Here is a 24,774-nt window from a genome sequence, read left to right on the forward strand (position 1 = left end):
GTCCTGAAGTGGGAAGTCGGTGTCGGGGGGTGGGGACTCGCGGGTGTGGGGTGGGGGAGAGGAAGGCGCGGGTGAGGAGGGTGGGGCGGAGGAGTTCGCGGGGGTGGGCGCGCATGTTGACCACGTCGAGGAAGCGGCGGGCCACGATCGGGTCGCTCATGGTGGCCCGGTCGATGGCTTCGCTCACCGCCCGCATCAGGCGGTGGCCGCGCGGGCGTTCGGCGCGGAGGTGGGGGAGGGCGAGATCGGCGACCACGGAGGTCTGCCAAGCGGCGTCCACCAGCACCCGCAGCCTGCGGAAGTAGCCGTGGACGTCCTCACCGGACGCCAGCCACGCGCCCAAAGCCGAGGCGTGCAGGGCCGCCGACGGCATTCCCTGCCCGTACACCGGGTTGAACGACGCCACCGCGTCACCCACCGGGACCAGACCCGCCGGGAACCGGTGCAGCTCATGGAAGTCCCGCCGGAAGCTGTGCGGGTACCGGTAGACCGACACCGGTCCCGCCGGCTCGCATTCCCTTGCCAGGGCGGCGAACCCGGCCGCGGGCTCGCGTTCGCAGCGCGCCCGGAACTCCTCCGCCGACCGGCCCGGTCGCTGCGCCCCGTAGGCGGACACCGAACAGATCCACCGGTCGGGCCCAGCGGGGGCGACCACGCTCACCCCCGGTTCGGCCGAGCCTGCCGACCGCAGCGAGTGGACCGCCACCAGGCCGTCGAGGCGCTGTTGCGGGAATCGCCGGTACAGCGTGGTCGCGTAGCCGAGGTCGAGGTCCATCCGCCGCTTCGGCGGCGGTGCGAAGTCCAGCCGCAGCAGCCAGTCGCCCAGGCGGGACGACCGGCCGGTGGCGTCGACGACGAGGTCGGCGGTGCCGACGCTTGCGCCTGATGCGAGGCGGACACCGTCCACCCGGCCCAGTCCGGCTGTCAGGCCGACCACCCGGTCACGGACCAGCCGCACAGATGGCAGCTTGAGCACGTCGCCGCGCACATGCCACTCCAGCAGCGGCCGCATGATCGGCATCAGCGGGTCTCCCGGGACCGGCAGCCGCATCCCGCCGTCGACGAACATGCGGGTCTCCACGTGGGAGTACCCCACCGCCCCGTCGAGCGCGAGGCGGTCGAACAGTGTCGGGAACCAGTGCGCGAACAGCTGTTGCGCCAGGCCGAGCAGCACGTGGAACTGGTCGCCGTGCGGCGTGCCCGCCCGGTTGGCCGCACCGTCGGGCAGCTCGTCGGGCTCGACGATCACGACCTCGTCGGCCACATCGTGCAGGACCCGCGCCGCGAGCAGACCCGCGAGGCTGCCGCCCGCGACGACCACGCGCCTCATCTGGTCGGGGCCTGGACGAAGCGGACAGCCGACTCGGGCCGCAACGCGATCTCCTGGCCCGTCACCGGTGTCTCGCGGTGGATCAGGATGTTGTAGTGGTTCGGGAAGTGGCAGGCGTCGAACCCGAGGACCGTGCCGACGAGCCTGCCGCCGATGCGTACCTCGTCGCCGCGGTCGATGACGCCGCCGTGGGAGATCTCGGTGAACCCGAGGAACCCGACCCGGTCGATGCTGGGGTCGTCGACGCCGTGGTCGGTGGTGACCAGTTCGTGTACCTCGCCTTGGCGCACGCAGCGGCTGGCGAACTCCTCCAGCCGCATGCCCCGGTCGTCCCGGCTGTGCACCAGCACCTTGACCAGAACCCCCGCCACGGAACGCTTATCGCCGTCCTCGATCATCAACATCCCCGCACGCTCAGCTCGGCGCGGTACACCGCGTCGACCAGTTCCAGGGCGGACAGCCCCGCGTCGTCCTCGCCGCCGACGTGCACCGCGCGGGCGAAGTCCCGCAGCACCCCGGAGTACTCGTGCCACAGCGACTGCTTGAACCCGGGGAACCCGGTGAGCATGTCCGCCCGCCGCACCGTGCCGTCCGCGAGGCGCACCTCGACGTCCTTGGTCTCGCCCTCGTGGCTCCAGTCGAGTTCCACGACCGCCTCGCCCCCGGACGCCGCCGTGAGCCGGATCTCCGCCTGCCGGTCCACCCCGGCCTCGTCGCGGTGGACGTCGACATCGGACAGGGTGAGCGGACCGAGGAACAGCCGGGCGAGGTCGAAGGCGTTGGGACCGTTGTCGGCCACGCACCCGCCGCCGCAGCGTGCCGGGTCGAGGTACCAGCGGTCGCCGCCGACGTGGTCCTCGATGCGTTCGAGGTAGCGGACCCGCACGGACTCGATCGGGACGTCGCCGGGGAGTCCGTCGAGCAGCGCCCGCACCCGTGCGTTGTAGCGGCGGTGGAACGCGGTGAACAGCACGGCCGCGCGGGCGGCGGCGAGTTCGGCCAAGTCGCGGCCCTCGTCGAGGGTGATGGCCAGGGGTTTCTCCACGCACACCGGCAGTCCCGCGTCGAGCAGGTCGCGGCACACCGGGGCGTGCCGGTCGTTGGGCACCGTGACCACGACCGCGTCCAGCCCGCCCGCGGCCATCATGTCGCGGTGGTCGGACCAGCACGGCACTTCCTCGCGGTAGGGCGCCAGCGCCTCCGGCCGCACGTCGCACACCGCGCCCAGGCTCAGCGGCCCGCTCTCGCGCAGCACCGCCAGGTAGAACCGGGAGATCACTCCGACTCCCACGACACCGATCCGCATCAGCACTCCTCCGGCAGGCGCAGGGCGAACCGGTCGGCGACCGACCGCAGCTCGGCGTGGACGTCGTGGTCGAGCGGGACACCCAGTTCGGCCGACTCGGCGGCGTGGCGCGCCTCGGGGCAGCCGGGGTAGGACACGGCGTCGCCGGGGCGCAGCGGCGGGCAGCCCAGGATGGACCCGAACAGCGAACCGGCGTCGCGTTGGAATCCGCCGGGCTCGCGCAGCGCGCCGGGCGCGATGGCCAGCAGCAGCAGGCCGATGTCGTCGTCGGGCGCGTGGTCCGCCGCCAGGGCGGCGGGTGCGGGCCCCAGACCCGCGCCGGGCACCAGCGCGGCGAGGACCTCCACCATCAGCCCCAGCCCGAAACCCTTGTACTCGGCCGATCCCGTCCCGCCCAGCCACGTCAGGTGGGCCTCACCGGTGTCGAACCTGGCCGGGTCGGTCACGGGGACGCCGGTGTCGTCGGCGAGCCAGCCCGCCGGGATCGGCTCACCCGCGCGCGCCGCCGCCCGGACCTTGCCGGTCGGCGCGGTGGTCGTGCTCATGTCCAGCAGGAACGGCGGGTTCGCACCCGCGGGCGCCGCGACGCTGAGCGGATTGGTGCCCAGCATCGGGACCCGGCCACCCGGTGGGCGGGCGATGCGCTGGTGGCCGCAGTTGGCCGCGACCACGCCGATCATGCCGCGCTCGACCGCGCGCAGCGCGTGCGGACCCGCGCAGCCGATGTGCGTCGCGCCGCGCACCGACACCATCCCGATGCCGTGCGTCGCCGCCCGCTCGGCCGCGAGGTCCATCGCCTCCCCCGCCAGCCACAGGCCAAGCGCGCCTTGGGCGTCGAGCAGGACCGTGGCGCCGAGGTCGGTGAGCACCCGCGGCTCGGCGTCGGGCCGGGACCGGCCGCAGGACAGCAGCGGCAGGTATATCCGGGTCAGGTTGGCCAGCCCGTGCGACGCCGCGCCCGTGATGTCGCCATGACACAGCGCCGCCGCCGCCGCTCTCGCGCGTCCGGCGGGGACGCCGTTGGCGGTGAAGACCGCCGCGGTGAACGCGAGCAGGTCTTCGCGCGGCACCCGGACCCGGGTCGTGGGAGGCGCGATGTCCGCGATGTCAAGGTCGGTCATCGTGTTCCGTTCTCGTCGGGGCATCGGCGAAGGCGCGCAGCACCCGCGAGACCTGCGCGGCGAACGCCGACAGGTCGGCCAGCGCGGCGTATTCGCCTTCGGCGTGCGCGTTGTTGGCGGCGAGGTCGCCGGGGCCGAGCACCGCGGTGGCGGTACCGGGCACCCCGGACATCCAGATGGCGTCACACGTGAACGCGGGTTCGTGGTCGGGCCAGCGTGGCACACCGGCGGCGGCCATGATCGCGTCGAGACCGGGCGCGGCGCCGTACAGCGTCGGCAGCCCCCGCTTGAGCCAGTCCACTGTGGTCACCGCGCGGGCTTCGGCCGCGGTGCGGGCGAACTCCGGCTGGTCGGCGAACAGGGCGCCGAACCGTTCGACCCCGCCCGCGACCGCGCGGTCGAGCGTGCCGGTGAGCCGGGCGCCCGCGGATTCGGTGGCGTAGGCCAGGTTCACCAGCAGGTCGCCTGAGCCGTACACGCGGTTGTGCGCCGTGCCGGTATGCAGGCCCGCGATGCACGCGTGCCCGTTCGCGTCGCCGCGGAGTTCACCGGCGAGGTGCTGGGCCAGGAAGCCGAGCAGGACGGTCGCGTTGTGCCCGTCGCCCGGCCGGTCGTCGATCGAGCCGTACCCCGCGACCCGGACCCGGGCGGTGGCCGACGCGGTGGCGCGCGGCAGGTAGCGCAGGCCGGTCGGCTCGCAGAAGACGTTGAGGGCGCCGAAGTGGCCGCGTTCGACGAGCGGCCGGGTCCCGAGGGTGCCCATCGCGCCGCCCTCCTCACCGGACACGGCCTGGACCAGCACCGACACGTCGCCGCCGATGCGCGGGTCACGGCGGGCGGCGTCGCGGATGCCCGCGAGCAGCGCCACCGCGGGCCCCTTCGCGTCGATCGCGCCGCGGCCGCGGAACACCTCGCCGTCGAACGACACCGGCTCCATGCCGGAGACGGTGTCGAGGTGCACGTTGAACATCACCGTGCGCCCGCGTGGCCGTTCCCCGCCCAGCCGCAGGACCAGGTTCGGCTGCCCGTCGAGGAACCCGGCGTGCCGCGCGGCCTCGCGCACGGTGGCCGGGACGTCCGGTTTGCGCAGCTCCGAGAGGTCGGCGGGGGCGTGGTGCAGGACCTCGAACTCGGGCGCGGACTCGGCGTAGGCGAACTGGGCGTCCCACAGTCGCGCGGGCTCGGCGGTCTCCAGCGGACCGGCCGTGGGCAGTTCGAGCAGCCGCACCAACAGTTTGTGGTCGGCGTCGGTCAGTTCGGCCACGTCATCTGTCCGCATCGAAGAGAAGGGACTCCAGCGCCAGCCCGGCCGCGATGAACCCGTCGGCCGAGCCCGTGCCGCCGCCGTCCTCGTGCGGGACCAGGTCCAGGTGCGGCTCGATCGACAGCGCCCCCTGGTACCCGTTGGCGGCCAACAGGTCCAGGCAGGCGGCCACGTTCGCGTCGCCCTGGCCGGGGACGGTCCAAGCCGGGCCGAAGAGCCCTTCGGCGCCGTCCTTGATGTGGACGTGCGCGACGTGCTCGACCAGCTCGGTGAGCATCGCGAGACCCGAATACCCGTAGGCGACGCCGTTGCCGGTGTCGAACAGCAGCCGCAGCGCCGGGCTGTCGGCCTCGGCCAGCAGGTCCAGCGCGTGCTTCGCGTTCGCGCCCGCCCAGCCCGCGCAGTTCTCGTGCAGCAGGACCAGCCCGTGCTGCTCGGCCCGCGCGGCCAGCTCGCGGACGCGGCGCAGCACCCGGCGCTCCCACTCCGCGTCGGCCAGCCCGCCGTTCGGGTACGACATGATCCGCACGTACCGGGTGCCCAGCGCGGCGCAGCGGGGGCCGAGCGTGCGCAGCTCGTCGAGGTCGCGGCCGAAGTCGCCGGTGATCGTGCTCGACCAGTCGCCGATGCGGGAGTCGACGCACACCGTGTGCAGGCCGCGCTCGGCGAGCGTGGCCGCCACCAGGTCGAACGCGCGGTCGTCGAGGTCGGCGATCGCGGTGCCGCCGACCGTGCGCAGTTCGATGGCGTCCCACTCCAGCGCGGCGATGGCGGCCAGCTGGTCGGCGAGTTCAGGTCCGGCTTCGTCGCCGATCCCCGCGAGGACCGGCAGCGACATCACCGGCTCGCCCCTTCCGGCACGGCCATGCCCGCGAGCCGCTTGGCGGCGCTGATCAGCTCGACGACCGCGGCGGCGGTGTCGGGCTCGTCGGCGATCCGGTCCTCGCCGGCGAAGTGCCGGTAGGCGTGGGCGAGGAAGGCGCCGAGCGAGTCGTCGCGGAACACCGAGCGCAGCTGCTGGCCCTGGGTGCTGACCCGCAGCTGCGCGTGGTCGTCGGCGGCGCTCACCGCGAAGTGGCCGACCACGGTGCCGCCGTCGAGGTCGATGGTGACCCGCCGCTCGCGGACCGGGGAGGTGAGATCGGTGCGGATCTCGGTGCGCACGCCACTGGCGTGGCTCAGCCGCAGCACGGCGCCGCCGAGTGCGGCGTACACGTTCTCCCCGAGGAGCATGTCCGAACACTGCGCGCCGAGGACCTCCGCGGGCCCCGCGAGCAGCAGGGCGAGCAGCACCGAATGCGGCACTTCGACGTCGAACGCGCTGGGGTGGTCGTCGCCGAGCGCGGTGCGGGTGAACCGCGGCTTGCTCTGCACGATGGTGATCGACCGGGGCCTGCCCAGCCCGCGCTCGCGCAGGATCGAGGTCAGCCGCCTGGTCAGTTCGCTGGCCCGCCACTGGCCGACCGGCAGCAGGTCCAGCCCCGCGGCCGCGCGCAGCGCCAGCACCTCGCGCAGGTCGCGGTCGTCGGCGGCGAGCGGCTTCTCGACCAGCACCTTGCGGAACCCCAGCTCGGTCAGCGCGGTCAGCGGGGCGACCCGGGCGGACGGCGGTGTGCAAAGGTGTACGACGGTGTTCGCCGGGTCGATGAGCCGGGCGGCGTGCGGCAGCGAGTCGGCGACGGTGACACCGTCGGTCCGCGCCGTTCGGTGGGGGTCGAAGACGACCACGGGAGCGTCGGGGCGCAGCCGGCGCAGCACCGGTAGGTGCAGCTCCATCCCCGCTCGACCGAGTCCCACGACGAGCGTGCCCAGCATCGGTTGCTGCCTCCTGCGCGGGATCGGGTGACGCCCGTCAACACTGGAGGCGGCCAGGGGCGGTGTCAACGCGGACCCGACACCGCCACACGTCCGTGTGATCTTTGGTTTCCGTTGCGGTTCAACGAATGCCGTCTGGTTAGGTTGGAATGGGGCTGAGCCGCGTCGGGAAAGAACACCGCGTCTGGAAAGAACACGCAGTCCGGAAAGGACACGCATGGAGCACGCCGCGACGTTCGCGGATCCCGCCGCCGCGCAGGCCCCAGGCGCCACCGGCGACACCGTCCCCTTCTTCACCCAGGCCGCGTCGTTCGCGGAACTCTGGCCGCTGACCCAGGCCAACCTCGACGCCGTCATCGACCGGGGCAAGTACTCCCACGGCCACCTCGTCGCCGAGTTCGAGGCCGTGCTCGCCGAGCGCATCGGCGCCGCGCACGTCATCGGCGTCAACTCCGGCACCGACGCTCTTGTCCTGCTCCTGCGCGCCGCGGGCCTGCAGCCGGGCGACGAGGTCGTCGTCCCCGCGTTCAGCTTCGTCGCCTCGGCGTCCTCGGTGGCGCTGGCCCAGGGGCGGCCCGCCTTCGCCGACATCGACCCGGTGACCTACGCCATCGACCCGGCCTCGGCGGCCGACGCCATCACCGACCGCACCCGGATGATCATGCCGGTGCACCTGTTCAGCCAGCTCGCCGACATGTCCGCGATCGCGGAGGTCGCCGAGCAGTACGCGCTGACCGTCGTGGAGGACAGCGCCGAGGCGATCGGCATGCGCTGGGACGGCGTCCACGCGGGACTGCTGGGTGTCGGCGGTGTGCTGTCGTTCTTCCCGACCAAGACCCTCGGCGCACTGGGCGACGCGGGCGCGGTCATCACCAACGACGACCGGATCGCCGAGACCGCTGCCGCGCTGCGCCACCACGGCCGGTTCGGCCGCACGCTCGACCACTTCCCGGGCATCAGCAACGAGACCACGCTGCCGGGCCTCAACAGCAAGATGGACGACTTCCAGGCAGCCATCCTGCTCGCCAAGCTCACCAGGCTCGACGCCGACATCGCCCGCCGCGCCCAGCTCGCCGCGGCTTACACCGAGCGCCTCACCGGCTGCCCCGGCGTGCGCAGGCTGCCGACCGTGGTCGAGCGCGAGGTCAAGACCGACGCGGTGTTCTACGTGTACCTGATCGAGGTCGAGCGCCGCGACGACCTGGTCGCGCACCTGAGCGCGAACGGCGTCACCACCGAGACGTACTACCCCGTCGCGCTGCACCGCCAGCCCTGCTTCGCCGAGCTGGGCCACCGCGCGGGCGAGTTCCCCAACGCCGAAGCCGCCTGCGCGCACGCCGTCGCGCTGCCGCTCTACCCCGACCTGGCCGAGCGCCAGGTCGACCGGGTGTGCGAGCTGATCCGGGCCTTCTACACCGGGAGCAGGCCGTGACCCTTCCCTTCTTCCCGCCCGACCTGTTCGACGACGACCGCGAACTGCTGCTCGACACCGTGCGCCGGATCGGGCTGGCCGAGGAGCAGAAGTTCATCCTCGGCGAGCGCACCGCCCGATTCGAGGAGGCGCTGCGCGACGAACTCGGCGCGGCCGACGTGGTGGCCTGCGGCAGCGGCACCACCGCGCTGATGCTGGTGTTGCGGGCGATGGACATCGGGCCGGGCGACGAGGTCGTGGTGCCCGCGTTCGGCTGCGCGCCGCTGGCCGCGTCGGTGGTCAACGTCGGCGCGACGCCGGTGTTCGCCGATGTGCACCCGTGGACGATGGTGGTCGAGCCCTACGAGGTCGAGCAGGCGATCACCGGCCGGACCGCGGCGATCATGCCCGCGCACATGTTCTCGGTGATGGCCGACATGCCGACCATGCGCGAGCTGGCCGACCGGCACGACGTGCGGCTGATCGAGGACTCGGCGGTCGCCCAGGGCGGCGTCCTGGAAGGCATCCCGGCCGGGCGCTGGGGCGAGGCGGGTGTGTTCTCGTTCGTGCAGGTCAAGACGTTCGGCTCGATCGGCGAGGGCGGCGCGGTCGTCACCGACGACGAGGAGATCGGGCAGCGCGTCAGGATGCTGCGCAACCACGGCCAGGACGGCAAGCGCCGGTTCGTGCACCACGTGGTCGGGTTCAACAGCCGGTTCGACGAGATCATGGCCGAGTTCCAACTGCACCGGCTCGCCGGGCTGGCGGGCAGGCTCGAACGCCGCGCGCAGATCGCCGACTACTACACCGAGCGGTTCAGCGGCCTTGTCGAGCGCGGGATCCAGCCGCCGCCCACCGGCCGCGACGGCCGCTGCTTCTACGTCTACTCGCTGCTCGCCGACCGCCGCGACGAACTCAAGCGGCACCTCACCGAGCACGGGGTCGGCACGCACGTCTACTACCCCTCGCCGCTGCCCGCGCAGCCCGCGTTCGCCGAATACGCGCCCCCCGGCCGGTTCTGGCCGCACGCCGAGCTGGCCGGTTCCCGCATCCTGGCGCTGCCCATCTACCCGCACCTGACCGACGCCCAGGTGGAACACATCGCCGACGCGGTCTGCGCCTTCCCGGGAGGACGACCATGACGGCGATCACCGACGTCATGCCGGGCCGGGCGGGGGTCTACGCCCGGCTGGCCAAGCTCGACGTCTGGGACTACTACCTCGCCCTGCCGCTGGCCTGGTCGATCATCGGGCCCGCCGCGTGGTTTCAGCCCAGTGTGCTCGGGATGCTCGCGCTGTTCGGAATCGGCACGGTGTTCGTGGTGGCCTCGGCGGTCACGTTCGACGACGTCACCGGGTTCGTCGACGGCAGCGACAGCGCGAACTACGGGCCGGACGCGCCTGCCCGAAAGCTCGCCCGCAAGCCGTTGCTGACCGGCGAGATCACCGTGGTCGAGGCGGTTCGCTTCGGGTGGTGCGCGGCGGCGGTGGGCGCGGTGTTCTGGGTGCTGGCGGCCCTGGTCGCACCATTCAGTCTCATGTGGACCATTGGGCTTGCCGCGCTGTGTCTGGTGACGGCGGTCCAGTACTCGTGGGGCCTCAAGATCAGCTACCGCGGCTGGCAGGAGGTGTTCCTGGCCGGCTTCGGCATCGGTCTGGTGCTCTGCGCCGTCGGGTTCGCCACCGGCACGGTCAGCGCCTTCGGCATCGTGCAGGCCGTACTCTTCGGACTCGGGCCGCTCATGTTCGGCGTCTACTCCAACACCCGCGACGCCGCCGGTGACGCGGCGGTGGGTCGGCCCACGGTGGCCGCTTTGACCACGGAGAACGGGAACCGGCTGTTCATCGCCGGGCTCACGGTCGCCGAGACCGCGCTGATCGTGGCCGCCGCCGGGCTCGGCGCGGCCCCGTGGTGGTTCTCCCTGGTGATGCTGCCCGCGATCATCCTGCGGGTGGCGCAGCTGCGCCGCGGCATCGGATTGGGCGACCTGCTCGGCGCGCGCACGCTCGGCCTGCGCGTGCACCGGCTGACCGCGGCGCTGCTCATCGCCGTCAACCTGGTCGGAGCGTGGTCATGACCGCCGACCTCGACGTCGCCATCGTCGGCGCGGGCATCGCCGGGCTCTCCCTTGCCTTCCGGCTGCGCCAGGCCGGACGCTCGGTGCACGTGTTCGAGTCGGCCGCGCACGTCGGCGGCAGGATGCGCAGCGTGCGCCGCGAGGGCTACCTCATCGACACCGGCGCCGAGATGATCGGCACCCACGGCTACCCGGCAACCTGGCGGCTGATGCGCGACCTCGGGATGTCCGAAAAGGACACACCGCTGATCGGCGGCGACCTCGCGATGTGGCGCGAGGGCAGGCCGCACCCGCACGTCGGCGACCCGCGCGGCATGGTCAGCGGAGCCGGGCTGACCGCCGCGGGCCGGGCGAGCCTGGCCAAGCTGATGGCCACCACGGCGGCGCGCAAGCGGTCCTTCGACGTCGACCGGCCGGAGCGCACCCCGCTTGGCGTGACGACGGTTCGCGACTTCGCCCGGCGGCACCACCCCGACGTCCACGACTACCTGCTGCAGCCGCTGTGCGGCGGATTCTTCGGCTGGGACACCGATCGCGCCGCCGCCGGACCGCTGCTGAGCCACCTGCTCGCGGTCGGCCCGACCCGGTCGTTCCGCACCTGGCGCGACGGGATGGACACCCTCGCCCGGACCCTCGCCTCGCGGGTCGAGGTGAGCACGGGCGTCGCGGTCCAGGAAGTCACACAGACGCCGGAATGCGCGCGTCTCACCGTCGACGGAACTGTCCTGACCGCGCGGCAGGTCGTGCTGTGCGTGCCCGCGCCCGTCGCGGTCGACCTGCACGCGGGGGCCCCGGATTTTGTGCGCGCGTGCGAGTTCCAGCCGATGGTCAAGGTGGTGTGCCTGCTCGACCGGCCCATCGACGCGGGCGGCGCGTCGTGGGCGGTGGAGGTGCCCGCGGTCGAGAACCCGGCGTTCGCGGGCTTCATCCTCGACGACCGCAAGCACCCGGAACGCGTGCCCGCCGGGCGCGGCATGGTGACGCTGTTCGCGGGCCAGAGTGCGGGGCGGCTGCTGGAGCGGTCCAACGACGAGGTCGTCGAGACGCTGGTCCGGCAGGCGGCGCGCTATCTGCCCGACCTCGCGGCCGCGTGCCGGGTGTCGGTGGTCGTGCGCTTCCGGCACGGGCTGCCGATGCCGACCGCCGCCTCGCTGGCCACGCGCGAGGTGTTCGTCCGTCGGCCGGTGTCGTCCATCGACTACGCCGGCGACTGGTGCGTGCAGCGGCCGAGCAGCGAGGGTGCGGTGCGCTCCGCCGAACTGGTGGCGCAGCGGATCATGGCGGACAACCCGCAGGCGGTGCTCCGTGGCTGACGCGGCGGCACCCACCCGGTACGTCTTCGGCACGGCGTTCGACCGTGAGGAGGAGCGCCTCGCCCACGGCGAGGCGTTGTGGGACAAGGGAACGATCGAGAAGCTCAGCCACCTGGGCGTCGACGAGACGTGGCACTGCCTGGAGGTCGGCGCGGGCCGCGGGTCCGTCGCGGCCTGGCTGGCGGCGCGGGGGGCCGAGGTCACCGCGGTCGATCTCGACATCTCGCGCCTGGGCAGGCTCGGTGCGCTCGGCGTGGCCCTGTGGGAACTCGACATCAGCCGCGACCCGCTGCCCGAGGGCGCCTACGACCTCATCCACGCGCGGCTGGTCATGCAGCATGTCGGCGACCGCGCGGCGGCTGTGCGCGGGATGTGCCGGGCGTTGCGGCCCGACGGCTACCTGGTCCTGGAGGACACCGACACGACATCGCTGTTCAGTCACGTCGACGGCGACTTCCACGCGCTGGTCAAACGCGCGGCGTACGAGGTCATGATCGACGCGGGCTACCACCCTCGTTGCGGGCTCCTCGATGTCGATCTTGTGGAGGCGGCGGGACTGTCGAGCGTGCACGCGGACGGCCGCGCGGAGGTCGTGCGGGGCGGCAGCGACGGCGCGCGGTGGTTCGCCTTGTGGCTGGAGCACCTGCGGCCCGCCATGGTCGCGCGCGGCACGGTGTCCGATGTGGACATCGACCTCGCGGTGTCCGACCTCGCCGATCCGCGGCACCGCTGGCTGTCCCAGGTCATGGTCACAGTCACCGGCAGGAAGGACGACCGATGAAGCCCGCCGACCTCGGCACCCTGTTCGACGACCTGGTCGACCGTGGTGTCCGCACGGTCGTCGAGCTGAGCAGGCCGCTGGACATCGCGCCCAACCACGGAACCCAGTACACGGTGCCGCAACTGGCCGCGTTGGTGCGCGGTGCGGCGGGGTGGCTGCACGCGGCGGGGGTGTGTCCGGGGGACCGGGTGGCGGTGGTCAAGGAGAACCACTGGGACTACGTGCTGCTCGCCTGCGCCGCCGCGCGGATCGGCGCGGTGCCCGCGCTGCTGTCCGACCACCTGCCGCCGTCGACGTTGCAGCTCCTGCTGAAGCGACTCGACCCGACGCTGCTGGTGACCACGCGTGCCGTCCTCGGCCGCGCCCGCGACGACGAGACCAACCTGCTCGGCTTCGCCCGGCGCACCCTCACCCTCGACGGTCCGCACCCGGGCGCGCTGGACCTGGAGAACCTGCGGGGCAAGGAGCCCCCGCCGCCGGTGCCGCGCGACGTCGACGAGCCGCTCGTGGTCAACCACACGTCCGGCACCACGGGCACGCCGAAGCTGGTCATCCACAGCACGCGCACCCTCGTCCAGGGTCTGTCCGCCACCGAGGCCACCCGCCTGCCGGTGGTGTCGAGCCGCCCGAGCGACACCGTGTGCTCGTCCATCGCCTTCTGCCATGGCCGGGCGATCCCGTGGACCGCGAGTGTGCTGTGGCTGGCCCCGCGCAAAGTGGTCATCATCCCCGACGGCGCCGACGCCGAACGCACCCTGCGCGCGCATCCACCGACCACCCTCGAAGCCCTGCCGTCGACGTTCGTGCGCTGGACGCCCCTCGCCCAACGCCCCGACAACCCGTTCCGCGACGTCCGCCTGTACGTCAGCACTTTCGACGCGGTGCACCCGCCGACGGTCCGCACCTTCCTCGACGCGACCGCCCGCAGGCCGCTGTGGGTGCAGGTCTGGGGGCAGACCGAGACGGGCCCCCTCACGTTCCGCTTTCTGACCCGCCGGTCTGTGGCCCACCGCGAAGCCCGCCACCCCTCCACCCGCAACCTCGGCAGGCCGGCTCCGGGCCGCGTCCGCCTGCGCGTGGTCGATCCGCGGACGTTCCAACCGGTGCCCACCGGCAGGCCAGGCCTGGTGCTGGCCCGCACGCCGGTGCGGTGCCTGGGGTACGTGGGTGAGCAGGAACGCTGGCAGGCCAAGGTGAACGACGGATGGTGGAACACCGGCGACATCGGTGTCCGCACCCGCACCGGGGCATACCTGTTGCTGGACCGGGAAGTCGACGTCATCCCGGGCCAAAGCTGCGTCGAACTCGAAGACGTCATCGAGGACCGCCTGCCCGCCGTCGCCGAATGCGTGGTGCTCGGCACGCCTGGGCAGCTGCCGGTGCCGGTGTTGGTCACCAACGGCGTCAACCAAGCCGAGTGGAACCACGCGGTACGGGACCTTCCAGCCCTGGCGGATCCCGTGATGATGACGTGGGACGAGGTCCCGCGCACCGGAACGGGCAAGGTCCGCCGGATGGAACTACGCACGCTGATCAGACGAGGCAACGACACCTTCGGAACGGGCCGCTGGACATGAGAATCCAACCCACAACACTCGCCCCGGACCTGTACCGCAGGCTCATGGACCTGCACGTCGCGGTCGACAAGCAGGCGATCGAGGCGGGGTTGGAACGCTCGCTGCTGGAACTGGTCAGAACCCGCTCCTCCCAACTGAACGGCTGCGCCTTCTGCGTGGACCTGCACTCGACCGCAGCCGTCGAAGCAGGCGAAACCCCGCGCCGGCTGCACGCGTTGAGCGTCTGGGCCGGAACCCCTTTCTTCTCAGACCGAGAACGAGCCGCGCTGGCGTTGGCGGAGTCGGTGACGCTGCTGTCGGAGAGGCGGGTGCCGGAGGAGGTGTACCAGCGGGCTGAGGAGGAGTTCGACAAGGACCAGCTCGCGCAGCTGATCTGGGCGATCACGGTGGTGAACGCCTTCAACCGGCTGGCTGTGACGGCCGAACTGCAGCCGCAGTAGCTAGCGCTGAGCCGATCCGTCCAGCGGCGACGCCGACGATCCGGTCACCGGAAACTCGCTTGCTGACTCGATCGCCGATTCGCGCCGGCGGAGTTGTTTGGCCTTCCGTTCCTGCGGTCAGTGGTTTCGGCGGCCGATCAGGTGGGCCATCGCGTCGAGTTCGGCGGTGGCTCGGGGGGTTACGTTGGCGGATCGGACGTGGTGCAGGGCTTCGGTGAGGACTTCGTCGGCGTGGGTTTGGGCCCAGGTTCGGGCGCCGGTGTGGTCGATGAGGTCCGCGGCCCGCACCAAGTCGGCTGCGGACAGCGGGGTTCGGCGGTGGTACAGGGCGGCCAATTCGCGTCCCGCTGTGGTGTCCGAGGCCAGTGCGGCCACGACTGGGAGGGACTTCTTGCGGTTGTCGAGGTCCGAGTAGACCGGCTTCCCGGTGGCCGCCGGGTCACCCCAGATGCCGAGCAGGTCGTCTACCAGTTGGAATGCCAGGCCGAGCCGTTCGCCGTACGTGCGCAGGTGGTCGACCTGGGTGGCGGCGCCGCCGCCGAAGAGGGCGCCCAACGCGGTGGAGCAGCCGAGTAGGGCGCCGGTCTTGCCCTCGGCCATGCCGACGCACTCCGCCAAGCCGACATCGGCGCGTTTCTCGAAGGCCAGGTCGGCGGCCTGGCCCTCCTGGACGGCGAGGACCGCCGCCGACATGATGCGGGAGGCCTCCTGGGCTCGCGGGTGTTCGGTGGCCGCGAGGACGTCGTACGCCAACGTCAGCAGGGCGTCGCCCGCCAGGATGGCCGGGCCTAAGCCGAAGACGTTCCACGCCGTGGGACGATGCCTGCGGGTGCGGTCGCCGTCCATGACGTCGTCGTGCAGCAGCGTGAAGTTGTGCACGAGCTCGACCGCGACGGCGGCGGGGACGGCCATGGCCGCCGACCCGCCGACCGCCTCGGCCGAGGTCATCACCAGCGCCGGGCGGACCGCCTTGCCCGCGTCCGCGGTCGTCGCCCAGCCTTGTTCGTCCCACCACCCGAAGTGATAGCCGGCGATCCGCCGCATGGACGGGGGGAGCGTGTCCACGGCGGCGCGCAGAGCGGGGTCCAACAGTGTGCGGCTTTGGGCGAGCACCTCGCGTGCGGAGCGGAAGCCGGTGATCACCTCGGTGGCGGACATGGTGGTGGTGGATCTCCTCGTTAATGGTGCACTGTGGACGCTTTGTGGGGTCGGGCCCGGTCAGCCCAGGCCGATCTGGACGTTCTCGAGGACTCCGAGCGCGTCCGGCACGAGGACGGCGGCGGAGTAGTAGGCGCTGACGAGGTAGGAGATGATCGCTTTCTCGTTGATGCCCGCGAACCGCACGGACAGGCCGGGCTGGTACTCGTCGGGGATGCCGGTCTGGTGCAGGCCGATGACACCCTGGTCGGACTCGCCGGTGCGCATGACCAGGATCGACGTCGTGTTGGTGGGACTGATCGGGATCTTGTCGCAGGGCAGCAGGGGAACCCCGCGCCAGGCCTGCATCGGCCGACCCTGAACCTCCACTGTGGACGGGTAGAGTCCGAGCTTCGTGCATTCCCGGCCGAACGCGGCGATCGCGCGCGGGTGGGCGAGGAAGAAGTTGGACCGGCGCCTGCGCGACAGCAGCTCGTCGAGGTCGTCGGGACCCGGTGCGCCGGCGCGGGTGTGGATGCGCTGACGCAGATCGGCGTTGTGGAGCAAGCCGAAGTCGCGGTTGTTGACGAGCTCGTACTCCTGGCGTTCGCGCAGCGCCTCGATGGTCAGCCGGAGCTGGTGTTCGACCTGGTTCATCGGGTCGTTGTAGAGATCCGCGACGCGCGAGTGCACGCGCAGGACGGTCTGGGCGACGCTGAGTTCGTACTCACGCGGCGCGCCGTCGTAGTCGACGAACGTGCCGGGCAGGTCCGGTTCACCGGTGTGGCCGGAGGACATCGCGATCTCGGCTTCGCCGTGCTTGTTCTGCGCCGCAGTCGGGTTGGAGCGGACCGCGTCGATGTGTTCGCGCAGCGGCTCGGAGCGTTCGAGCATCGCCAGGAACTCCTGGCGGGGCAGGGAAAGCATCGTGCAGGCGGTGTCCGTCGTGACGGTGAACTCCCAGGCGGCGCTCGAATCGAGCAGCGCGTGGTTACCGAAGTGCTCTCCGTCGGCCATCACGGCGAGCACGGTCCGGTCGCCGTAGTGGCCGGTCCCGCTCTTGGTCACCTTGCCGTGCGCGATCAGGTGGACCGCGTCCGCCGGCGTGCCCTGGGTGACGATGTTCTCGCCCGCGGCGAACTCCCGCTGGACGAATCGGTTCGCGAGCGCGTCGAGGGTGGCGTCGTCGGCGAGGCCGCGCAGCAGCGGCAGTTCCCGCAGTTCGGCGGGGATCACGCTGATCGCGGCGCCGACGTTGGTGAAGGTGAGCCGCCCGTCGCCGACCGTGTAGCTCAGGCGCCGGTTGACCCGGTAGGCGGCGCCCGCGGCGTTCACCCAGGGGAGCATCCGCAGCAGCCACCGCGAGGTGATCTCCTGCATCTGCGGGACGGACTTGGTGGTCGTGGCCAGTTGCCTGGCCGCGGTGGTGCTCAGGCTCTGCTGTGCTGTAGCCGCAGGGTCGAGTACGCCGGTCACTGTGTGATCCGCCAATCCTGGTTCGGGTCGAGAGTGTTCAGAGGCCGATTTGGACGTTGTCGAGCACGCCGAGCGCGTCCGGGACGAGGACGGCGGCGGAGTAGTAGGCGCTGACGAGGTAGGAGATGATCGCCTTCTCGTCGATGCCCATGAAGCGGACCGACAGGCTCGGCTCGTACTCGTCGGGGATGCCGGTCTGGTGCAGGCCGACGACACCCTGGTTCTGCTCGCCCGTGCGCATCAGCAGGATCGACGTGGTGCGGGTGTCGCTGATCGGGATCTTGTTGCAGGGCAGCACCGGAATGCCGCGCCACGACGGCACTTGGTGGCCGTTCATGTCGACGCCGGCCGGGTAGATCCCGCGCTTGCTGCACTCGCGGCCGAAGGCGGCGATCGCGCGGGGGTGGGCGAGGATGAACTCAGGGTCCTTCCACACCTTGGCCAGCAGCTCGTCCATGTCGTCGGGCGTCGGCGCCCCGGTGCGGGAATGGATGCGCTGCTTGGCGTCGGCGTTGTTCAGCAGGCCGAACTCGGAGTTGTTGATCAGCTCGTGTTCCTGGCGCTCGCGCAGCGCCTCGATGGTCAGGCGGAGCTGTTCGCCGACCTGGTCCATCGGCTGGTTGTAGAGATCGGCGACGCGGGTGTGCACCTTGAGGACGGTCTGCGCGACGCTCAGGTCGTATTCGCGTGGGGCGTCCTGGTAGTCGACGTAGGTGCCGGGCAGTTCGACCTCGCCCGTGTGGCCCGCCGCGAGGTTGATCGGGACCTCGCCGTCGCGCCCCTGCGCGTCGTCGGCCGCGAACGCGTCGAGGTGGGCGCGCAGGCCAGGCGCCCGGTCGGCCAGCGCCTGGAAGTCCGATCGGCGCAGGGCCAGCACGGTGCACGTGGTGACCGCGCGGACGCTGTAGTCCCAGATCCGCTCGTCGACCAGACCCCACTGGTCGAAGTACTCGCCGTCGGCGAGGACACCCACCACGGCCTCGTCGTCGTACTCGCCCGCGGCCCGCTGTTCGGCACGCCCGTGGGCGAGGACGAGGAACCGGTCTTCGGCGTGCCCCCACTCCACGATCGTGTCGCCCGCGGCGTACTCCTCCTGTGTGAACAGGCCCGCGAGCGCGCCGAGCACGTCGTCGTCCTCGAAGTCGCGCAGACAGGCCAATTCGCGCAGGTCGCCCGCGACCACGCGGGCGGTGGCGCCCGACCGGTCGACCGCGATGCGGCCGTCGCCCACGGTGTAGCTGCGCCGCTGGTTGACGCGGTACGTACCACCGGTGACCTGCACCCACGGCAGTTTCCGCAGCAGCCACCGGGAGGTGATCTCCTGCATCTGCGGCGCGGATTTCGTTGTGGTCGCGAGATTGCGCGCCGCCGCAGTGCTCAAGCTCTGCTGTGCGGCCTCCGGCCGGGCAGGGTTGAGGGGATGCACTGTCTCGGTCACGACTGGTACCGCCAATCCTGTTCAAGGCATGGGAAATGAAGGAGGTGTCCGGGGGACGTCGGCCGAATTCGCGGGCTGCCGACGTTTCGAAGTTAGCACCGGGGCGCAGTCACCCGACAGTCCCCGAATGGGATGGTGATAACCCGATGAAGTCCACCCGATGCGGTACATATCATCGACTTGCAGTAGTCGAGAGTCGATCTTTCACTCGATCATGTCGGCGCGTCCGGCCCGCCCGGCGTGTCGCGCCCGAGGGGCCACCGGCAGACTGGCGGAATGGGACCGTTGGTGATCTTGGGTGGCCGCAGTGAGATCGGTGTCGCCGTGGCCCGGATGCTGGTCGAGCGCGGCGCCCGCACGGTCGTGCTGGCCGCGCGCCGTAGCGACGACCTGGAAGTCGAGGAGCGGACGCTGCGCGCGGCGGGGGCGACGACCGTCGACCGGGTGGAGTTCGACGCCGACGACCTCGCTTCGCACGAGCCGCTGCTCGCCGACATCACCCGCGGGCACGGCCCGATCGACACGATCGTTGTGGCTTTCGGGATCCTCGGTGACCAGAAAACCGCCGAACAGGATTCCGCGCACGCGGTCCGCGTGGTGCATACCGACTATGTGGCGCATGTCAGCGTCCTCACCCATATCGCAAACCTTTTGCGACAACAGGGAAGTGGCACCGTCGTCGTTTTCTCCTCGGTGGCGGGCGTGCGGGTCCGGCGGGCCAATTACGTCTACGGCTCGGCGAAAGCGGGTTTGGACGGGTTCGCCTCGGGGCTGGCCGACGCGCTGCACGGCAGCGGTGTGCGGCTGCTCTTGGTCCGCCCCGGTTTCGTTGTCGGCCGGATGACGGAGGGAATGTCGCCCGCGCCGTTCTCCAGCACCCCGGACCAGGTTGCCGCCGCCACCGTGCGCGCGCTCGCGGGCAGGCGCGGCGAGGTATGGGTTCCCGCTGTCCTGCGACCGGTCTTCGCGGTCATGCGCGTGCTGCCGCGCGCCGTGTGGCGAAAGCTGCCGCGCTAGCCCACGAGCCAGCGGTCGAACGCGACGACGAGGCGCTTGTCGGGCCAGAAGCCGCTGTGGTCGATGCCGTCGGCGGCCTCGAAGACCTGCGGGTCCGCGATCGGGAACGCGCTCGCGCCGTTGGCCGCGTAGACGCCTTCGGTGGGCACGACCAAGTCGTTGGGCGCCAGCCCGAACACCACGTCGGTCGAGGCGTTGCGCGCGCTGCGCAGCAGGCCGGAACCCTGGATCGGCTCGTAGTTCGACGCCACGGCCCGGTAGGTCACCGAGTGCTCGGCGGGCTTGTTGAGGCGCTCCACCAGGAACTGGCCCTCGGGGTCCATGGCTGTCAGCCCGTCGAGACCCCGGAACGCGCCGACCGCGACCTGCTTGGCGACGGTCAGGACTATGTCCAGCGCGTCGGTAAGGCCGTTGTCCGGCACCCATTGCAGCAGGTTGGTCATCCGGTCGAGCCAGGCGGTGATGTTCGACGGCGAGCACAGCGGGGTGCCCGCGTTGGGCGTGGCGACCATGACGAGCGTGCGCACCGTCATCCGGTCCGCGCTCAGACCGACCTCGTCGGCCAGTTCGCACAGTGCGCGCGCGACCAGCCCGCCACGCGAGTGCGCCACGATGTCGACGGTCAGCCCGGCCCCCGCCGGGATCTGCTCGACCAGCCACCGCGCGTTCGCCACCGGGTCGACCGCGAGCGTGTGGTGGTCGTAGGCGAAGACCCGTCCGCCGTAGCGGGCCGAGATCGCGCCCAGCGTTTCCGGTGCCACACCGTGGAAACCGGTGTGACTCTGGCTCGCGGTTCCGTGCACGAACAGCAGCGCGGGACCGGCGCCGAGGGCCTGCCAGTCGACCGGACCCGCTTCCGCGACCCGGTGGTCGACGAAGTCACGCAGGCGCACACCCCGGTTCTTCTGCTCCCACCGCCCGGCGAAGTGGTCGCCGACCTTGCCCAGCACGGGGTCGATGAGCGGGAACACCAAGACCTTCAACAACTTCGAGCCGATCGCCCCGATCAGCCCGCGGGAACCGCCGGGCTCCGCGGCCGGCGCGACGGCCCGGCGGAACGTGTACGTGCGGCGGTCGCCGCCCCGGCTGGGCACCTCGTCCGTCGGCACGTCGTCGGGCAGGTGCCAGCTCAGCGCGCCTTCCTCGTCCGCGGCGAGCACGACCTGGCCGAGACCGGACCCGGGCCCGGGGACCTCGACGCTGATCGCGGGCTCGCCGAGGCTGGTCGACCGGCTCGCACCGGAGGCGAGTTCGGGGACCTCCACCGGATCGATCACGCGCACCGACAGCTGCTCGGTGAAGTCGCAGCGCGCCAGCGCCCGCAACAGGGCGAGGCGCGCGTCCTCGGCGCCGCGCATGCCGTCGGTGCCCGGCAACAGCACCTCGACCTGCCCGGTGAGCCCCGGCGAGACGACGACGACGTCGCCCACCCGCACTTCGGTTCCGTCCGGCCGCAGCGGTTCAGCCATGGTCATGCCCCTTGATCGCGCCGCAGCCGCAGCCGCGGGTGTCCGAAGAACTGGTAGGCCAGCGTGGTCGCCGGCCAGATCGGGTAGTGCTCACGGGAGACCTCGGCGCGGGCCCGGCGCAGGATCTCCGCGGGCGCCAGCGCCTGCGGGCCGTAGGCGTCCCGGTAGAACGCGGTCGCCAGCGTGCTGGCCGCCTCGTCGTTGACATTCCACAGTGGAGCGACGACGCCCGCCGCGCCCGCCGCCAGGAAAGCCTTCGCCAGCCCGGAATAGTCGCCGAGCACCTCGCCCGCCGCGCCGACCTGACAGGCGTTGAGGAAGACGAACGGCGAGGAGCTGAACGCCATCGCGGAGACCTGGTCCGGCTGCAGGAACCGGGGGACCAGCCGGTCCGGGTTGGCCTCCGACGGCGCCAGCAGGACCAGGCCGTCCTGGGCGTTCTCGGGGTCGTACTTGCCGTGCAGCGCGAAATGCAGGACGCCGCCGTCGGGCCCCGCCTCCAGGCAGTCGAGCACCGCCGAGTGCAGCGGCTGGACCTCCACGGCGGGCGGGTAGGTCAGGCGCAGCCGCTCCGCCTCGGCCTCGGCGTGCGGCAGCCGCGCCCACCCGGGCACACCCTCGTAGCGCGCGGTGACCACGATGTGCCGGTCGGCGCGAACCTCCGTGGGCGGGGTCGGGCGCGGCCGCTTCCGGGCGAGCACCCAGCGCCCGATCGCCATGCGCGCGCCGAGGAACGGGCTGCCGACGGCCGGCTGCGGGTCGAGCACCGCCAGTTCCCACGGCACGTGCGGCTCGGAGCTGAGCAGCAGCACGGTGGCGGGGTCGGGGTGGCGGGCCGCGCTGACCGCGTTCAGCGCGGCGCTGACCTCGTCGGGGATGTGGTCGGCGATGGCCCGGCCGACGCCGATGAGTTTCAGGGTGCTGCCGCGCGCGTCGCCACCGAACGCGCCGACGTCGAGCCGCACCCGGCGGGCGAACGCCGCGGGGTCCTCGCCGATCTCGCTGCGATACGGACCCGGCGCCGAGGCCACACCGGGAACCGAGGTCCTGGTGCTCCACAGCAGCGTCTGGCCGCGCAGGTCCTCGCCGCGCTCGACGACGACGACCAGGTCGGGCGCCTCGTGCTTGAGCAGCGGGCCGATGTCGAGCATCGCGCCGCCGAAGAGCGGCACGGAGCCCGACGGCGTTCCGGTGACCTCTATGCCGCGCGCGGCATAGCCGCGCAGCCCGCCGTCGACGTAGAACGAGGCGCCGATGTCGCGCCGGGAGCGCAGGCTTTCCCCGCGCAGCGCCGTCATCCGCAGCGTGGCCACCGGATACGGGTTCTCCGGACCGACGGTCAGGATGACCGGGTTCGACCAGCCGACCGGGGCGAACGCGGTCGGGTCGTACATCAGCACGATCTCCAGCCGCACCTGCTGCTCCGGCAGGGTGATGGGACCGGTGCCGAGCAGCGCCATGTCCTGTTTCGGGCCGATGCCGACGGTGAGGTCGAACTGCACATCGATGTCGACCGACGCCGGACACTCCAGGGTCGGCCACACCTCGCGCGCGCTCGGCGGGCCGGTGGAGAAGTCCTCGAACGGCTCGACGTCGTCGGGCGGGTCGCCGGGCGTGACGGTGTGCCCAGGGTGGGGCTTCGCGGGCCGTTCGAGCCACGGTGCCCACCATTTGCCCGTACTCGGAGAGTTATCGCCACCCGTCGTGAGATCTGGTCTCGGCCGCTGCGACGTCTGGGCCGGACCCCCGTAGGAGGGATTCGAGCCGACCGGTCGGGTGTGCTCCCACGGCTTGTCCATGCCGGGCTTCGTGCCGATCGGCGGGTGGGGTGGACCGGTCTGGGACCAGCGGTCGCCCGGCCAGGGCCGAGGGGGGACGCTGTCGCCGGGTTGCATCTGCAGGGCGGTGAGCAGGAAGTGCGCGGCGAGCCCCGGATTGGGGCTGTCGGTGATCAGCGGCGTCATCGCAGCGACCACCACATCGGTGTCGTGGCCACCGAGCATGGTCACGATCGACCACGGCGGGACGTTGCGGGCCACCGCGTCGATGACGGCTTGGCGCAGGCGCCTGGCCCGTCCGCGGGACCACAGGCCGAGCTTGGGCAGGGAGCGGAGCACCGCGACCGCGTCGGTGTGCCGTCCAGCGGCCAGGGCGCTGATCAGCCGCTCCCGCTCCGAATACCGCATGACCCAACCCTCCCGCACTGTTAGTCGTCAACGTAGTCAGTTGCGTGACTTCGATGGCCCTTTGGGTGTGCCCCCCGAATTGACGAATCGCTCGCCTTCGCCAGTCACGCACAGTCAGCGATCGGGCGGCGGGGAAGGGTGTGTCGGCGGTGCTCGATAGGCCACTCGGTGTCCGGTTGAGCCGGATGCAGCAACGGTGTCCACACCGGACTTGATCTCGTCTTGATGTTTGCTGTTGGAAACTGGCCAACGATCCTTCCCATGTGGAGCAACGGGTCCACCCGTCTCTCCGGCAGTGCGGGCAGGCCCGGCGAAAGCCCTTGCGAACCCGCAAACCCGGCCGGGTGTTGTCCGGCCGCGGGGGCAGTCCGATGGGCCGAATGGGTCACCCTGAACCCGGTGCGGGCGCTGGACCTCGCATTGTTCCAGCCTTCACTTGGCGAACCTTCCACAATGCGCGGAAATGCCGTTAGATTCAGGGTCGACCGTGGGGCAACGGCAAAATATGGTCACGATGAGTGACGCGACTGGGCTCTTGCGCGGGCTGCCCGGCCGCGTCCCTCGCAGGGGAGGGCGACGGATGGCGCTGGTCGAACGCAACGAGGAACTGAAAACGCTGAATCGGCTGTTCGCCGAGTGCGCACGCGACCGGGGGCAGGTCGCACTTATCAGCGGTGGGGTCGCCAGCGGCAAGACCGAACTTCTGCACACCTTCGCCGAACACGCCAGGGGCAAGGGCGCGACCGTGTTGACCGCCACCGGTTCGCGCGCCGAGCACAGCCTGCCGTTCGGGGTCCTGAAGCAGTTGTTCAGCGGCCCCGGTTTAACCGAGGCCGTGGCCGAGACCGTCGCCTGCCTGCTCGCGGGCGACGAGGCCACGGCTGAGCCCGCCGTGTCGGCTCCGGCGAAGCCCGACCAGGTCTCGATCGGCCGGTCACGCGCGGTGGTCCTGGAGGGCCTCTGCGCCGCGTTGACGGAGGCGGGCAGGCGGCAGCCCGTTGTCGTCGCCGTGGACGATGTCCAGTTCGCCGACGCGCCGTCCCTGCAAGCCCTGCTCTATGTCCTGCGCCGGATGCGCTTCGCTCGTGTCATGGTCGTCCTGACCGAGTGGGCGCTGCCCAGGCCCACCCGCGCGGTGTTCCGCGCCGAGGTGACCCGCCAGCCCAACACCACGCACCTGCGGCTGGCCGCGCTGTCCAAGCGCGGCGTCGAGGAACTGATCCGGGTCGAGCTCGACCCGATCGCCGCCCGGGCGCTGGCCCCCGTGCACCACGCGCTGAGCGGCGGCAACCCGCTGCTCGCGCACGCCCTGATCGAGGACTACCGCGCCGAGGTGCGGTCCGGGGCGGGCCGGGAGAAGGAGATGGCCGTCGGCCAGGCCTACGACCAGGCCGTCATCGCCTGCCTGCACCGCTGGGAACCGGCGATGCTCGAGGTCGCGCGCGGGCTCGCCCTGCTCGGCGACGCCGGAAGCGCCGCGATGCTCGGCAAGCTGCTGGACATGGGCGCGGACACCGCCGCCCACGTGCTGGAGGTCATGGAGACCGCTGGGCTGCTCGACGGCGGCCGGTTCCGCCACCCCGTGGCCCGCGCGGCCGTCCTGCGCGGGCTGGCCC

Annotated in this window: 21 protein-coding genes; 9 read left to right on the forward strand and 12 right to left on the reverse strand. The window is 71.8% G+C overall.

Features of this window, described 5'->3' with window-relative positions; genetic code table 11:
* The 7 genes from ACRDSQ_RS18350 to ACRDSQ_RS18380 form a co-directional block, all read right to left on the reverse strand.
* Positions 1-1,330 (reverse strand): FAD-dependent oxidoreductase (locus ACRDSQ_RS18350; RefSeq protein ID WP_431422745.1); only part of this gene is annotated, 1,330 nt, incomplete at its 3' end.
* Complete coding sequence (locus tag ACRDSQ_RS18355; protein ID WP_431422747.1) at positions 1,327-1,734, reverse strand: DUF6917 domain-containing protein; 408 nt, start codon at positions 1,732-1,734, stop codon at positions 1,327-1,329. The genes ACRDSQ_RS18350 and ACRDSQ_RS18355, both read right to left, overlap by 4 nt.
* Complete coding sequence (locus ACRDSQ_RS18360; protein WP_431422748.1) at positions 1,728-2,636, reverse strand: Gfo/Idh/MocA family protein; 909 nt, start codon at positions 2,634-2,636, stop codon at positions 1,728-1,730. The genes ACRDSQ_RS18355 and ACRDSQ_RS18360 overlap by 7 nt, the downstream gene beginning before the upstream one ends.
* Complete coding sequence (locus ACRDSQ_RS18365; protein ID WP_431422750.1) at positions 2,636-3,757, reverse strand: Ldh family oxidoreductase; 1,122 nt, start codon at positions 3,755-3,757, stop codon at positions 2,636-2,638. Before ACRDSQ_RS18365 ends, ACRDSQ_RS18360 begins: the two co-directional genes overlap by 1 nt.
* Positions 3,744-5,036, reverse strand: coding sequence for a M20/M25/M40 family metallo-hydrolase (locus ACRDSQ_RS18370; protein WP_431422752.1), 1,293 nt, complete (start codon positions 5,034-5,036; stop codon positions 3,744-3,746). The genes ACRDSQ_RS18365 and ACRDSQ_RS18370 overlap by 14 nt, the downstream gene beginning before the upstream one ends.
* The gene (locus tag ACRDSQ_RS18375) at positions 5,023-5,859 is read right to left on the reverse strand and encodes a sugar phosphate isomerase/epimerase family protein (protein WP_431422754.1); all 837 of its coding nucleotides are present in this window, start codon (positions 5,857-5,859) and stop codon (positions 5,023-5,025) included. Before ACRDSQ_RS18375 ends, ACRDSQ_RS18370 begins: the two co-directional genes overlap by 14 nt.
* Positions 5,859-6,836 (reverse strand): Gfo/Idh/MocA family oxidoreductase, encoded by a 978-nt coding sequence (locus tag ACRDSQ_RS18380; protein WP_431422755.1) that lies wholly within the window; start codon positions 6,834-6,836, stop codon positions 5,859-5,861. Before ACRDSQ_RS18380 ends, ACRDSQ_RS18375 begins: the two co-directional genes overlap by 1 nt.
* A gap of 217 nt (positions 6,837-7,053) precedes the next feature.
* On the opposite strand from ACRDSQ_RS18380, the gene ACRDSQ_RS18385 reads away from it, so the two are divergent.
* The 7 genes from ACRDSQ_RS18385 to ACRDSQ_RS18415 are packed head-to-tail and all read left to right on the forward strand — an operon-like array spanning position 7,054 to position 14,435.
* The gene (locus ACRDSQ_RS18385) at positions 7,054-8,268 is read left to right on the forward strand and encodes a DegT/DnrJ/EryC1/StrS family aminotransferase (protein WP_431422757.1); all 1,215 of its coding nucleotides are present in this window, start codon (positions 7,054-7,056) and stop codon (positions 8,266-8,268) included.
* On the forward strand, positions 8,265-9,389 hold the full coding sequence (locus ACRDSQ_RS18390; protein ID WP_431422758.1) for a DegT/DnrJ/EryC1/StrS family aminotransferase: 1,125 nt from the start codon (positions 8,265-8,267) through the stop codon (positions 9,387-9,389). The genes ACRDSQ_RS18385 and ACRDSQ_RS18390 overlap by 4 nt, the downstream gene beginning before the upstream one ends.
* Positions 9,386-10,324 carry a UbiA family prenyltransferase gene (locus tag ACRDSQ_RS18395; protein ID WP_431422760.1) on the forward strand — a complete coding sequence of 313 codons (939 nt, stop codon included), beginning with the start codon at positions 9,386-9,388 and terminating at the stop codon, positions 10,322-10,324. Before ACRDSQ_RS18390 ends, ACRDSQ_RS18395 begins: the two co-directional genes overlap by 4 nt.
* A complete protein-coding gene (locus ACRDSQ_RS18400; protein ID WP_431422761.1) occupies positions 10,321-11,637 on the forward strand; it encodes a protoporphyrinogen/coproporphyrinogen oxidase in 1,317 nt (438 codons plus the stop codon). The genes ACRDSQ_RS18395 and ACRDSQ_RS18400 overlap by 4 nt, the downstream gene beginning before the upstream one ends.
* Positions 11,630-12,418, forward strand: coding sequence for a class I SAM-dependent methyltransferase (locus ACRDSQ_RS18405; protein ID WP_431422762.1), 789 nt, complete (start codon positions 11,630-11,632; stop codon positions 12,416-12,418). Before ACRDSQ_RS18400 ends, ACRDSQ_RS18405 begins: the two co-directional genes overlap by 8 nt.
* Positions 12,415-13,995, forward strand: coding sequence for a class I adenylate-forming enzyme family protein (locus ACRDSQ_RS18410; protein WP_431422763.1), 1,581 nt, complete (start codon positions 12,415-12,417; stop codon positions 13,993-13,995). Before ACRDSQ_RS18405 ends, ACRDSQ_RS18410 begins: the two co-directional genes overlap by 4 nt.
* Entirely contained in the window at positions 13,992-14,435 is a 444-nt protein-coding gene (locus tag ACRDSQ_RS18415; RefSeq protein WP_431422764.1) for a carboxymuconolactone decarboxylase family protein, read from the forward strand. The genes ACRDSQ_RS18410 and ACRDSQ_RS18415 overlap by 4 nt, the downstream gene beginning before the upstream one ends.
* 117 nt (positions 14,436-14,552) lie before the next feature.
* On the opposite strand, the gene ACRDSQ_RS18420 is transcribed toward ACRDSQ_RS18415, so the two are convergent.
* Genes ACRDSQ_RS18420 through ACRDSQ_RS18430 form a run of 3 tightly spaced genes read right to left on the reverse strand, consistent with a single transcriptional unit; the run spans position 14,553 to position 18,486 of the window.
* On the reverse strand, positions 14,553-15,593 hold the full coding sequence (locus ACRDSQ_RS18420) for a family 2 encapsulin nanocompartment cargo protein polyprenyl transferase (RefSeq protein ID WP_431422765.1): 1,041 nt from the start codon (positions 15,591-15,593) through the stop codon (positions 14,553-14,555).
* Positions 15,594-15,653: 60 nt separating this feature from the next.
* Positions 15,654-17,048 (reverse strand): family 2B encapsulin nanocompartment shell protein, encoded by a 1,395-nt coding sequence (locus ACRDSQ_RS18425; protein WP_431422766.1) that lies wholly within the window; start codon positions 17,046-17,048, stop codon positions 15,654-15,656.
* Positions 17,049-17,085: 37 nt separating this feature from the next.
* Positions 17,086-18,486, reverse strand: a complete 1,401-nt coding sequence (locus ACRDSQ_RS18430) for a family 2B encapsulin nanocompartment shell protein (RefSeq protein WP_431422767.1) — start codon at positions 18,484-18,486, stop codon at positions 17,086-17,088.
* Between the two features lie 276 nt (positions 18,487-18,762).
* Between ACRDSQ_RS18430 and ACRDSQ_RS18435 the strand changes: the two genes are divergently transcribed.
* Positions 18,763-19,503, forward strand: a complete 741-nt coding sequence (locus ACRDSQ_RS18435) for an SDR family NAD(P)-dependent oxidoreductase (RefSeq protein ID WP_431422769.1) — start codon at positions 18,763-18,765, stop codon at positions 19,501-19,503.
* Here the strand turns inward: ACRDSQ_RS18435 and ACRDSQ_RS18440 are convergent.
* Positions 19,500-20,972, reverse strand: coding sequence for an esterase/lipase family protein (locus ACRDSQ_RS18440; protein WP_431422770.1), 1,473 nt, complete (start codon positions 20,970-20,972; stop codon positions 19,500-19,502). The two genes, ACRDSQ_RS18435 and ACRDSQ_RS18440, sit on opposite strands and share 4 nt — an antisense overlap.
* A gap of 2 nt (positions 20,973-20,974) precedes the next feature.
* A complete protein-coding gene (locus ACRDSQ_RS18445) occupies positions 20,975-23,158 on the reverse strand; it encodes a CHAT domain-containing protein (RefSeq protein WP_431422772.1) in 2,184 nt (727 codons plus the stop codon).
* Between the two features lie 580 nt (positions 23,159-23,738).
* On the opposite strand from ACRDSQ_RS18445, the gene ACRDSQ_RS18450 reads away from it, so the two are divergent.
* Positions 23,739-24,774 (forward strand): AAA family ATPase (locus ACRDSQ_RS18450; protein WP_431422773.1); only part of this gene is annotated, 1,036 nt, incomplete at its 3' end.

The sequence above is a fragment of the Actinokineospora sp. genome (assembly GCF_050699995.1).
Classification (GTDB): Bacteria; Actinomycetota; Actinomycetes; order Mycobacteriales; family Pseudonocardiaceae; genus Actinokineospora.